The organism is Bradyrhizobium sp. Bra64, assembly GCF_024519875.1.
Taxonomy (GTDB): domain Bacteria; phylum Pseudomonadota; class Alphaproteobacteria; order Rhizobiales; family Xanthobacteraceae; genus Bradyrhizobium; species Bradyrhizobium japonicum_G.
Genome location: NZ_JALJRD010000011.1, coordinates 228,409 through 239,887, shown reverse-complemented (window position 1 = coordinate 239,887; position 11,479 = coordinate 228,409). Strand labels below are relative to the sequence as shown.

The following is an 11,479-nucleotide window of genomic DNA, read 5'->3' as shown; positions in this document are numbered from 1 at the left end:
TGCCGGGCCTCGACCTGCGCAAGGCGTTCGGCTTCGTGCGCGACGATGTGCTCAAAAACACCGGCTACAAGCAGGAGCCGTATGTATACGGCTCGCTCGGCGGCGATGACGTGCCGCTGGTTGCAGCGAAGCCGGTCGTGGCCGGGCCGCAGGCCAACCCGGACAGCGAAATCCGGCGCGACTATGAACTGGCGCTTCAGCTTGGCACGCGTGACGGATGGGCTGCCTTCCTGGATCGCTTTCCCAGCGGCTTCTACACCAATCTCGCCAAGGGGCAATTGAACAAGATCGCCGCCGAAGAAGCCCGCGCTGCCGCTGCGGAAAAGGCCAGGCAGGCCGAGGACGAGAAGACCCGGCTGGCAATCGATCGCGCCAAGAAAACCGAACAGGAGAAGGCCGCTGCGGCCGCCAAGGCCGCGGAAGACGCCCGTATCGCGGCGGAGAAGATCAAGCAGGTCGAGGAGGCCAAGGCGGCCGCCGCCGAGCAGCGCCGCAAGGAGGCCGAGGCCGCAGCGGCAAAGGCCGTGGCCGACAAGCAAGCCGCCGAGAAGGCGCTCGCCGACAAGCTGGCAAATGACACCAAGCAGGTCGCCGAACAGCGGACGACCGAGAAGTCGCAAGTTGCCGATACCGCGCAGAAGGTCGCGGCTGTCGCACCAACCGCATCGCCGCCGAGCCTGTCGCCGCAAGAGACGGCGAAGCTCGTGCAGTCCGAACTGCGCCGCGTCGGCTGCCTGGCGACATCGGCGGACGGCGACTGGAATGCGTCCTCGCAACGCTCACTGACGCTGTTCAACAAATATGCCGGGACGAAGCTCGACGCCAAGCAGGCGAGCTTCGACGCGCTCGACGCCATCAAGGCCAGGCCGGGCCGGGTCTGCCCGCTGGTGTGCGATCACGGCTTCAGGGCCGACGGCGACGCTTGCGCGAAGATCGCCTGCCGCGCCGGCTATCGCGTCAATGACGACAATGAATGCGAGAAGGTGCAGGACAAGAAGCCTGTCGCGACCCGCGAGGACGCCAGGAAGCGAGACGACGAGAGGAAGAAGGTTGAGGCCGCGCCCTCGAAGCCGCAAGCTGCTGGACAGATGTTTTGTGGACAGGCTGGCTGCAGGCCGGTGCAAAAAGGCTGTCGCCTCGTAAGTGCTCGACCTGGTACCCCGCAAGGCGCGGCAGCGATGACATCGGCAGGGATCGTGGAAGTTTGCAATTAGCTTCGGCACCGCATGGACAGGCTTACGGCAATGGCAATAGTAGCCGACCGGATCAATCGGACTGCCGTGGCCGGTAAAGGCTCGGCGTAGTCCCGACGGCCTTGCGCAACATGCGGTAGACGAGCCGGAACGACGCCCTGGCGCCGCACCGGCACGCGTCGCCTATTCCTGGTCGACGAGGTCGTCCTCGAGGATCGCCATCTGGAACTGGAACGAGCGATCATCGTCCTCGTCGTCGACAAACAGCACGCCGATGAACTCCTCGCCGATATAGACTTCGGCGGAATCATCCTTCTTCGGCCGCGGCACGACGCGGATCTTGGGATTGCCGAACACGCGCTTCAGATAGGCGTCGAGCTTCCTTACTTCCTTGACGTCCACGGCAAGTCTCCAATCGAAATCCGGGTTGGCGGGGTTTTAGGACGAGACGCGACGAACCGCCAGCATGAATTACCAAAGAATTTGGGGACGAAAAGGGCCGGAGAATCCGGCCCTCAACTCACGCGCTCAAAGTCCCATGGCGTTGATCATCTGGTCCATGGTGCGCGACGGCTCGGCGCAGCCGGCTTCGCCGACGATCTTGGCGGGCACGCCCGCGACCGTGACGTTGTGCGGCACGGGCTTGACCACGACCGAGCCGGCCGCGATGCGCGCGCAATGGCCGATCTCGATGTTGCCGAGGATCTTTGCGCCGGCGCCGATCAGGACGCCGTGACGGATTTTCGGATGGCGGTCCTCGTTCTCCTTGCCGGTGCCGCCGAGCGTGACGCCGTGCAGGATCGAGACGTCGTCCTCGATGAGCGCCGTCTCGCCGCAGACGAAGCCGGTGGCGTGGTCGAGGAAGATGCCGCGGCCGATGCGCGCGGCGGGATTGATGTCGGTCTGGAACACCGCCGACGCGCGGCTCTGGAGATAGTACGCGAAATCCTTGCGGCCCTTCAGATAGAGCCAATGCGCCAGGCGATGGGTCTGGAGGGCGTGAAAGCCCTTGAAGTAGAGCAAGGGATCGATGAAGCGCGAGGTCGCGGGATCGCGGTCGTAGACGGCGACGAGATCGGCGCGAAAGGCGTTGCCGAGATCGGGGTCGTCGCGCAGCGCCTCGTCATAGGTCTGGCGCACGAGATCTCCGGACAGTGCGGAATGATCCAGCCGGTCGGCGACGCGATGGATCACCGAATCTTCCAGCCGGCTGTGATGCAGCACCGTCGAATAGATGAAGGTCGCAAGCTCCGGCTCGCGGTGGACGATGTCCTCGGCTTCGCCGCGAATCCGATCCCAGATGGGATCGAGCGTGGCAAGCTTTCCTCCCGGATTGACCTGATGCACTGCCATGGGGTCTGCTCTTTCGAATTGGCTCGTTTTGCCGGCTCTATAGCACAATCTAGGCGACAAAGTCCTGACGGGCTTGCCTGAGAGTGAACAGCGCCTTGCCCCGCGAAAGCGTTCCAACACGTTGAAACACAACACTTTCTTCTAGCGCCCCCGGGCGGCAAGGTCGGCTCAAGGTGGTCAGGTTTTTGCCAAATTCAAGCCGGGCGGCGTCAAACTATTGGTGAATTCTCTCCCAACCCTTATTGCAGGCATGGTCCGAGCGAGGACGGAACGGCTTTGAGCATCACAACCGATCAATTGCGCGCACGCGCCGCGGCCTCGTTCTGGCTGCGGCTGGCCGCGCTGGCCCTGCCCCTCCTGATGATCGCGCCGGCGTTCTGGAACGGCTATCCGCTGCTGCAATGGGATACCGGCGGCTATCTGGCGCGCTGGTACGAGGGTTATCTCGTTCCGAGCCGCTCCACCGTGTTCGGGCTCTATCTGCACTATGGCGAGCATTTCGGTTTCTGGATCAACCTCGCGGTCCAGTCGCTGGCGACGCTGTGGCTGTTGCAGCTCACCTTGCGCGTGCTCGGCCTGATGCAGACGTTCCGCTTCGTCGCGATCAGCCTGGCCCTGATCCTGTCGACCGCGCTGCCCTGGCTCGCGAGCATGCTGCTCACCGATATTTTTGCAGGGCTGTCGGTGCTGTCGCTGTTCCTGCTGGTCGTCGGCGGGCAGCGCACTTCGCTGATCGAAAAAATCTCGCTGTTCGTCTTCACCGCCTTTGCCGCCGCAACCCACAGCGCCACTTTTGGCGTGCTGCTCGGGCTCTGCATCGCCGGCTGGATGGTACGGCCGTTGCTGGGCGCACGCCTGCCGGTTGCCGGGCTGGCGCAGGCGAGCCTCACCATCCTCGCGGGCGCCCTGATGCTGGTGTCGGCAAATCATGCGCTGTCCGGCAAATGGGCCTGGACGCCCGGCGGCTACGGCGTCGCATTCGGCCGCATGATGCAGGACGGCATCGTCGCCCGTTATCTGAACGACCACTGCCCGCGCGAAACCTACAAGCTCTGCCCCTATCGCAATGAACTGCCGGCGACCGCGGACGAGTTCCTGTGGGGCAAGAGCATGTTCAACACGCTCGGCCGCTTCGAAGGCATGGACGACGAGATGGGCTACATCGTCGTGCACGCGCTCGCCGACTATCCGGCCTGGCAGGCCGGCGCGGCGCTGCGGGCGATGGGCCAGCAATTGCTGCATGTGGCGACCGGCGAAGGCGCCAGTGTCTGGATCCCGCACACTTACGGCATCATCGAGCGCTACATCCCGGCGCAGGTCGCGCCGATGCGCGCGGCGCGGCAGCAGAACTGGGGCGTCAATTTCGACTACGTCAATTGGCTGCACGTTCCCGTTGCGCTGGCCTCGATGCTGGCGCTGGTCGGGTTGCTCGCGCCTGCGCTGGCGCGCCGCCGGCTCGACGATCTGACGCTGCTGGCGGCAACGGTCACGCTGGCACTGCTCGGCAACGCCTTCATCTGCGCCGTCATCTCCGGTCCGCACGACCGCTACGGCGCACGCATGGTGTGGGTCGCGACCTTCGTGGTGCTGACGGCGCTGGCGCGCCGTTTTGGCGACGACGAACCGGCAGACGAGCCCTCAGTTGCGGCGTGACAGGAAATCCAGCACGCCGGTCTTGTAGACCTTGTCGCCGACCGCGCGCATGTGGTCGCGGCCGGGAATGTCCAGCACTTCCGAACCCGGAATGAGCGCGCCGAGCGCGCTGGCGGAGCCCGCGACGTCGTCGGTAGAACCGACCGCGATCAGCACGGGCACCTCGATGCGCGCGGCTTGCTCTTTCGTCATCAGCTCGCGCGTGCCGCGCAGGCAGGCGGCGAGCGCCTTGCGGTCGGAACGGGTCTGATCGGCAAACGCTCGAAACGTGCGCCCGACGGGATCGGTGACGTCGTCGAGCGAGGGCGCTTCCAGCGCCGTCGCCACGTTCTCGCCGGGTCCGGTGCCCTCGATCAGGCCGCCGATGCCGATGCCGCCGAGGATCGCCGAGCGCAGGCGCTGCGGCTCGTTGAGCCCCAGCCAGGCCGTCATCCGCCCGCCCATCGAATAGCCCATGAGATCGGCCTGCGGGATGGCGAGATGGTCCATCAGCGCGAGCACGTCGCCGGCCATGGTCGGGATCGAGTACTGCGCCGGCTCGTAGAGCTTTTCGCTTTCGCCATGGCCGCGATTGTCGAGCGCAATGACGCGGCGGCCGTTCTTGCGCAGTTCCGAGACCCAGGTCGGATAGACCCAGTTCACGTTCTTGCTGGAGGCAAAGCCGTGCACGAGGATGATCGGATCGCCCTCGCCTTCGTCGAGATAGGCAATTTCAACGGCGCCGTTGTGGAAGCTCGGCATCATCAGGTCCGCAGGTCTTGAGGGGAAAGGTTGATTTTAGAGCATGATCCGGAAAAGTGTGCAGCGGTTTTCCGGCAAGATCATGCTCAAAACGACCGCCTGAAGCGCTTCGCGCTTCAGGCGGTGACGGCCGTGTTCGCCAGAGCGGCTTCCGCGGCGGTCTGCGCCCGGCGCATCCGCCGCGCGCGTCTGCGATCGCACCAGGCCTGGGTCAGCCGCTCGGTGGTCGCCTTGATCGAGGACAGCAGGCCGAACAGCGTCAATGCCGCGCCGAACAGCCACAATGCGAGATCGAATGCGCCGCCGATCAGCAGCAGCGCACCGCGGCCGAACAGCTTCATGATCGCGCGGGTCTTGCCGCCCTGCGCTTCCGCGAGCCGTGCCGCGCGCGCAACGTCCTTGGGGCCTTCGGCGATGCGCAGCGTGTCCATGGCGCCGCGCGTGCCGGTCTTTTCGGCGACCCGCGTGACATCCTTGCCGAGCCGGACCAGCGCGCCCGCCTTCTCGGCGCGGAACGCGGCCTTGATCGCGCTCACGGTCTCGCCCGGGCGGAACACCGACCCCCTGGCGACGGCGTTCTGAAGCATCGGCGCATCGACGACCTCGCGCGCCGACCGGCCGGCCCAAGCCGCGAGCCCCTCGCCGAGCCGCCCCACCTTGCGCGCGTCCTTCACTAACGTCAGCCCGGCGCGCGCCGGCGCGGCGCCGCCGACGGAGACAAAGGTCACGGCCGTGACCGCAAGACCGGCGGCCGCAAGGCCGAGCACCAGACGATCGGTGTCCTCGCCCATGGCAAGGTGCTTGCCCTCGCGAACGACGTCCCTGACGTCACCGAACACGAAGAGATCGCCGGCCACGGTTCCCGACAGGCTCGCAACATCGTCGGCGTTGCCGGTGACGAGCCCCGTGGCGAACCGCTTTGCGAAATGCGAGGTGGAGTTTTCGGCTTTGACCGCGTCGCTGACGCGGCTCAGGAGGTCGTCGGACAGCGCGATGTCGCGGTCGCGCGCCAGCGCAACGAAACTGTCGGCGAGATCGGCATCGCCCGATGCGAGCGCGGCCTCGATGTTGTCCTGAACCAGGCGATCGTCATTCCGCAGCAGCGCGTCGAGCTTGAGTTCGGAGAGCGCGGCGGGATCGTCCTGGGCGGTGAAGATCGCCCCGGCCTCGCGGGCATGCGGCGCTACCTGCGCGAGCATGAAGCTGCATGCCGCGATACCGGTCAACGCTGTGCTGATTCGCAGCCATTTCATGCGGAAAAACCCGGACGGTCCTGAGATCGTTGACGCCTGACGTTTCGTCTTTCGTCGCAATTGCGCTCGTCCACAGACATAGTATGCCAAAATTGCGACACAACGTCCCCGACGAAAGAAGGGCTTCTCTCAGGCCGCAGGATTGTGTCGAATTTGCATGAGCAAATGAGCATGGGGCGATTGCGGACCTTTCGGTTCCGCCGGACTAGCAATCAGCTGCACCCGCCAGTATGGTCCGCGGCGCCTCAAAGATGCCGCGCCAGTCGTTGATTGTGTCTGCCGCCATTGCCACTCCAGGATGAACTACGATGTCCGACCATGTCGTCCCGCACTTCCACAACGATGCCGGTGTCCCCGTCATCGAGATCGGCTCGCAAGAGTTCATGTGCGTGGGCGCCAACCCTCCGTTCGACCATCCGCACGTCTTCCTCGACCTCGGCAACGACAACGAGATCATCTGCCCCTATTGCTCGACGCTGTACCGTTTCGCGGCCGATCTGAAGGCGGGCGAAGCCCGTCCGCCGGAATGCGTCCTGAAGGACAAGGTGGCCTGACCGCTTCCGTCGGTCAGGCGTGGCGCTCTCCAGAACGATTGTCATCGCCGGTGCCGGAATCGGCGGACTGACGGCCGCGCTCGCGCTCGCGGCCCGCGGTTTCCGCATCGTCGTGCTGGAAAAGGCAGAGCGGCTCGAGGAAGTCGGCGCCGGCCTGCAACTCTCCCCCAATGCCAGCCGCGTGCTGGTCGAGCTTGGCCTCAGCGAGCGCCTCAAGCCGCGTGCCGTGATCCCCGAGGCGGTCTCGATCATGAGCGCGCGGGCCGGCGGCGAACTTTTGCGCATGCCGCTGGGCGAAGCCGCCGCCGCGCGCGCCGGCGCCCCCTATTGGGTGGTGCACCGCGCCGACCTGCAAGCCGCGCTCGCGGGCGCAATCTCGGACCATCCCGATATCGACCTGAAGCTGGGCGCGACCTACGAGGACGTGGCGCCTCACGCCAAGGGGCTGACGGTCGTCCATCGCAGCGGCACGATCCGCCGCAGCGATCTCGCCAGTGCGCTGATCGGCGCCGACGGCATCTGGTCGACGGTCCGCCAGCAGCTGTTTCCCGAGGTGCAGCCGCGCTTCTCCGGGCTGATCGCCTGGCGCGGCACGCTCGATGCCACGCAACTGCCGAAGGATTACACCGCGCGCCGGGTGCAGCTCTGGATGGGCCCGAACGCCCATCTCGTCGCCTATCCGATCGCCGGCGGACGACAGATCAACGTGGTCGCGGTGCTGCCGGGCACCTGGAGCCGGCCGGGCTGGAGCACGCCCGGCGATCCCCTCGAGGTGATGGACGCCTTCGCCGCGCCGCGCTGGCCGCCGGCCGCGCGCATGATGCTCGCCACCGTCGACAGCTGGCGGAAATGGGCGCTGTTCGGCGTGCCCGACGACTGCCCCTGGAGCAAGGGTCCGGTCGCGCTGCTCGGCGATGCCGTGCATGCGATGCTGCCGTTTGCGGCCCAGGGCGCCGGCATGGCGATCGAGGACGCCGCGGTGCTCGCGCAGCATTTGAGCCTCGAGGCCGCCGGGAGTGCCGCGGGCATCTCGGCTGCGCTGAGCCGATACGGCCGCGCGCGCCAGGCGCGCGTGCGGCGGATGCAGCGGACCGCACGACAGCAGGGCCGCATCTATCATCTCAGCGGGCCGCTCGCGTTCGCGCGCGATGCCGCAGTCCGTGCGCTCGGCCCGGAGCGGATGCTGGCGCGGCAGGACTGGATCTACGGCTGGCGGCCCTGATGATGCGAGGCGCCGCCGGCAGGATGTCTCAGTGCCCTGCTCTGTTGGATTTCGGGGCAGGCTTGGCTAAAGGCTTGGCTACAGGCTTGGCTTCTGGCGCCGGCGCAGCGGCCGGCGTCGCCTCGGGCGGCGACTCCCGGCACCTGTTGCGACGCCAGGCATCTTCGGCCAACTGCGCCTGCCCGCGCACGGCGATGTACTCGTTGCGATAGGCGAGCTCGGACACGACAGCGCCGCCGGCGCCGGTCTGCGCCTTGTCCATCAGCTTCTGCAAGTCCGCGGTGCGGCTGGCGAGCGACTTGCGCTCGGCCTCGAGCTGCTTGCAGTCGTACAATTCGTACTTGGCGGGATCGGCAAAGGCCGGAGCGATCGTCTCGCTCATGCCGGCGCAGCCGGACAACGCGAAGCCGGCGCCAAGCAGCGCGACGGCCCCGCAGCACATGCGCAGGCGATATCGGATCAAAGCAGCCATTTGAATCAAAGCAGGCATGCCGGATGAATAGCCCCCGTGGATTGAGAATGCCTAAAGCAACAACAGGTGTCCGGATTGAGGCTTTGCCTTGTGCCGCCGGCTCGCTTAAGGAAGAACCGCCCCTCCGGCCTGCAAGCGCCAATTCCAGATCACCGGACAAGGGCTTAAGTGTTTGATCTCGTTGGATCAAGCGGGCATGGCGGAATTGGTAGACGCAAGGGACTTAAAATCCCTCGGTGCGCAAGCGCTGTGCCGGTTCGACCCCGGCTGCCCGCACCACGAGAGCTGACGCCGCGAACCGTGCAGCAGCACGATCCGGAACATTCCCCCATGACGACCTCCCGCATTCAATCCCTCAATGCGTAGGCGATGACGTAATCACCGCGCTTGGTGCCGAACGAGCCATGGCCGCCGGCAGCGGTGACGACATATTGCTTGCCGTCGGCCTCGTAGCTCATCGGCGTCGACTGGGCGCCGGCCGGCAAACGGTCCTCCCAGAGTACGTTGCCGTTGCGCACGTCGTAAGCCCGGATCGTGTACTCGTAGGTGCCGGTGTAGAATGCGACCCCGCCTGCGGTCGTGATCGGTCCACCCAGCATCGGCACACCCATCTTGAAGGGAAGAGGCAGCGGCGTGGTGTCCCTGATGGTGCCGTTGGGATGCTGCCAGACGACCTTCATCGTCCTGAGATCGATTGCGGCCATCGAGCCCCACGGCGGCCGGTAGCACGGCACGGACAACGGCGAGAGAAAGCTCGATATATCGACCCCGAACGGGGTGCCATACATCGGCTGCGTCCCAACCTCGCTGCCGACCGGCTTCTCGGCTGTCGGCGCCGGAGGGTTGAGAGGGCCGCGCGGAATGAGTCTCGAGACGAAGGGCAACGACATCGGGTTGGCGATGGCGATCTGTCTCACGGGATCGACCGCGATGCCGCCCCATTCGAACATGCCGAGATTGCCTGGGAACACCAGCGTGCCCTGCAACGACGGCGGCGTGAACGTGCCCTCGTAGCGCAGTCGATGGAACGCGATCCGGCACAACAGCTGATCGAAGATCGTGCCGCCCCACATATCGGCGCCGGTCAGTTTCGCCTCCGGGCGGAATGTCAGGTCGGAAAACGGCTGCGTCGGCGCAGTACGATCGCCGGGCGCGGCTCCTTGCGGGACCGGGCGTTCCGGCGCGGGCACGATCAGTTCGCCGTTCCTGCGGTCGAGCACGAACAGGTTGCCCACCTTGGTAGGCTGGATGATCGCGGGCACGATGCCCCTGGCCGTCAACACATCGACCAGGCTCGGTTGCGACGGAACGTCCATGTCCCAGAGGTCGTGATGCACGGTCTGATACGACCAGACGCGCTTGCCGGTGTTGATGTCCAGCGCAACGATGGAGCTGGAATAGCGCTCGACGAGCTCGTTGCGATTGCCGCCCCAGATATCGGGACCGTTGTTGCCGGTGGGGATAAAGACGAGGTTGAGCTTCGGGTCGAACGCGGCGGAGATCCACGAATTCGGCGATCCATTGGTATAGTGGCGTGTCGGCGACGGAAGCGCGTTCTCCTCCGCCGCGCCTGAGTCCCATGCCCAGACCAGCCTGCCCGTGTAAACATCGAAGCCGCGGACGACGCCCGACGGCACTTCGACCCCATAATTGTCGATGACCGCGGCGGCAACGAGCAGGATCTTGTCGCTGACAACCGGCGGCGAGGTCGGCTCGAAAAAGCCCGACGTCGTGATCCCCATCCCTTCCTGCAGGTTGAGGCTGCCGTGATCGCCGAAACTGTCGCAGAGCTTGCCGCTGTCGGCATCGAGCGCGATCATGCGCCCGTCATTGACCGGCAGGAATATCCGCCGGGGACATTCGGCGGGCGCAGCACGACCGCTGCTGTCGACGGCGCCGGCGGCCGCTTCGTGATAGGAGACCCCGCGACACGTCATATGCTGGAACGTCTTGTTGAACATGAGCTTGGGATCGTACCTCCAGCGCTCGGTGCCGGTCCTTGCATCGAGCGCAAACAGGACCTGGTGCTGCGAGCAGAGATAGAGCGTATCGCGAACCTTGATCGGAGTGACCTCGAAGGTCGTCTCGCCGGAATCGTTGGGTGTTGCCACGTCGCCGGTGCGGAAGGTCCAGGCGACCTTGAGCTTGCCGACATTGTCAGGCGTGATCTGCTTCAGCGGCGAGTAGCGCTGTCCGAATTGGGTGCGTCCATACGCCCGCCAATCGCCATCCGGCTGCGGGTCGGCTTCACCTTGCTGAACCGCAGAACCGGCCTCCGCGATCGTGCCGTTGATGTCGTGATAGCTCGAGAACAGCCCGATCACGAGCACGACCGAGGCCAGCACAAGGGCGGCCCAGAGCGGCGCCGTCGCACTTCCGTAGGAGACCCGCTGGCCTTGCCCCAGCCCACGGACGATCACCGGCGTGAGAAGCCAAAGCGCCATCGGGAAGACGACGTCGCCACGCGCCGCGAGCGGCCACCAATCGAATCGCACCTCGGAGACGGCCCATACCAGCGTGCCGGCCAGGACGATGGCAAACAGGCCCAGCGCAGATCGGCGCCGCGCCATGAGCAGCGCAGCCGTGAGCAGAATGCCGGCACCGAGAATGATGTAGAAGATCGAACCGCCCAACGCGGCGAGCCAGATGCCGCCGGCCGCGAGGACCAGGCCGATCAAGGCATAGATGATACCCGTGACGAAGACCGCACTGGATCGCTGCATGATCGCTCCCGGCACGAACGAGGGACCGGACCTGTCCCGCGCACCGGCAACGGACGTCCGCTCCCGAGGACTCTCGTCCAATCAACGGTGACTAACAACCATTAGATGCCGGGTGGACAAATGACATTCGAACCGTTCGGGCAAGCCCGTCGCGCCGGCTGAGCGTCCCCCCCCCCCGTAAATGTCAGAGCTCCAACGGCGGCTTCTTCACCAACTGTTGTCCGTTCCGGCTTCGCCTGCCAGCCATCTCGAAACATGGCTTGTGCATCGCAGCATGGACGATACATAAAGCCTCTGAATTTCAGAGGTGAGCTT

The 11,479-nt window shown here is 65.6% G+C and carries 10 protein-coding genes and 1 tRNA gene; 5 read left to right on the top strand and 6 right to left on the bottom strand.

Annotation, left to right across the window (positions count from 1 at the left end):
- Positions 1–1,214 (top strand): caspase family protein (locus tag NR187_RS27290; RefSeq protein ID WP_256808281.1); only part of this gene is annotated, 1,214 nt, incomplete at its 5' end.
- 162 nt (positions 1,215–1,376) lie between these two features.
- Here the strand turns inward: NR187_RS27290 and NR187_RS27285 are convergent.
- Both NR187_RS27285 and cysE read right to left on the bottom strand, forming a co-directional pair.
- Positions 1,377–1,595: a DUF3126 family protein gene (locus NR187_RS27285; RefSeq protein WP_007602550.1), complete on the bottom strand. Its 219-nt coding sequence runs from the start codon at positions 1,593–1,595 to the stop codon at positions 1,377–1,379.
- Between the two features lie 126 nt (positions 1,596–1,721).
- A complete protein-coding gene (gene cysE / locus NR187_RS27280; RefSeq protein ID WP_211385124.1) occupies positions 1,722–2,546 on the bottom strand; it encodes a serine O-acetyltransferase in 825 nt (274 codons plus the stop codon).
- Between the two features lie 276 nt (positions 2,547–2,822).
- On the opposite strand from cysE, the gene NR187_RS27275 reads away from it, so the two are divergent.
- On the top strand, positions 2,823–4,199 hold the full coding sequence (locus tag NR187_RS27275) for a hypothetical protein (protein WP_256808277.1): 1,377 nt from the start codon (positions 2,823–2,825) through the stop codon (positions 4,197–4,199).
- Here the strand turns inward: NR187_RS27275 and NR187_RS27270 are convergent.
- Both NR187_RS27270 and NR187_RS27265 read right to left on the bottom strand, forming a co-directional pair.
- Positions 4,185–4,940 carry an alpha/beta fold hydrolase gene (locus NR187_RS27270; protein ID WP_211385126.1) on the bottom strand — a complete coding sequence of 252 codons (756 nt, stop codon included), beginning with the start codon at positions 4,938–4,940 and terminating at the stop codon, positions 4,185–4,187. The two genes, NR187_RS27275 and NR187_RS27270, sit on opposite strands and share 15 nt — an antisense overlap.
- A gap of 116 nt (positions 4,941–5,056) precedes the next feature.
- Entirely contained in the window at positions 5,057–6,193 is a 1,137-nt protein-coding gene (locus tag NR187_RS27265; RefSeq protein ID WP_256808276.1) for a hypothetical protein, read from the bottom strand.
- A gap of 308 nt (positions 6,194–6,501) precedes the next feature.
- Between NR187_RS27265 and NR187_RS27260 the strand changes: the two genes are divergently transcribed.
- Together NR187_RS27260 and NR187_RS27255 are read left to right on the top strand one after the other, a co-directional pair.
- Positions 6,502–6,747, top strand: coding sequence for a zinc-finger domain-containing protein (locus NR187_RS27260; protein ID WP_007602543.1), 246 nt, complete (start codon positions 6,502–6,504; stop codon positions 6,745–6,747).
- 19 nt (positions 6,748–6,766) lie between these two features.
- Positions 6,767–7,969, top strand: coding sequence for an FAD-dependent monooxygenase (locus tag NR187_RS27255; protein ID WP_256808273.1), 1,203 nt, complete (start codon positions 6,767–6,769; stop codon positions 7,967–7,969).
- A gap of 28 nt (positions 7,970–7,997) precedes the next feature.
- On the opposite strand, the gene NR187_RS27250 is transcribed toward NR187_RS27255, so the two are convergent.
- Positions 7,998–8,441, bottom strand: coding sequence for a twin-arginine translocation pathway signal (locus NR187_RS27250; RefSeq protein ID WP_211385129.1), 444 nt, complete (start codon positions 8,439–8,441; stop codon positions 7,998–8,000).
- A 190-nt stretch (positions 8,442–8,631) separates the two neighbouring features.
- Between NR187_RS27250 and NR187_RS27245 the strand changes: the two genes are divergently transcribed.
- Positions 8,632–8,720, top strand: a tRNA-Leu gene (locus NR187_RS27245).
- Between the two features lie 68 nt (positions 8,721–8,788).
- On the opposite strand, the gene NR187_RS27240 is transcribed toward NR187_RS27245, so the two are convergent.
- Positions 8,789–11,164 (bottom strand): glucose/quinate/shikimate family membrane-bound PQQ-dependent dehydrogenase, encoded by a 2,376-nt coding sequence (locus NR187_RS27240; RefSeq protein ID WP_211385130.1) that lies wholly within the window; start codon positions 11,162–11,164, stop codon positions 8,789–8,791.
- Between the last annotated feature and the right edge of the window lie 315 nt (positions 11,165–11,479).

Coding starts and splice junctions, on each gene's coding strand:
- cysE (WP_211385124.1), bottom strand. CDS start 2,546: ATGGCAGTGCATCAGGTCAATCCGGGAGGAAAGCTTGCCACGCTCGAT.
- NR187_RS27270 (WP_211385126.1), bottom strand. CDS start 4,940: ATGCCGAGCTTCCACAACGGCGCCGTTGAAATTGCCTATCTCGACGAA.
- NR187_RS27265 (WP_256808276.1), bottom strand. CDS start 6,193: ATGAAATGGCTGCGAATCAGCACAGCGTTGACCGGTATCGCGGCATGC.
- NR187_RS27260 (WP_007602543.1), top strand. CDS start 6,502: ATGTCCGACCATGTCGTCCCGCACTTCCACAACGATGCCGGTGTCCCC.
- NR187_RS27250 (WP_211385129.1), bottom strand. CDS start 8,441: ATGGCTGCTTTGATCCGATATCGCCTGCGCATGTGCTGCGGGGCCGTC.
- NR187_RS27240 (WP_211385130.1), bottom strand. CDS start 11,164: ATGCAGCGATCCAGTGCGGTCTTCGTCACGGGTATCATCTATGCCTTG.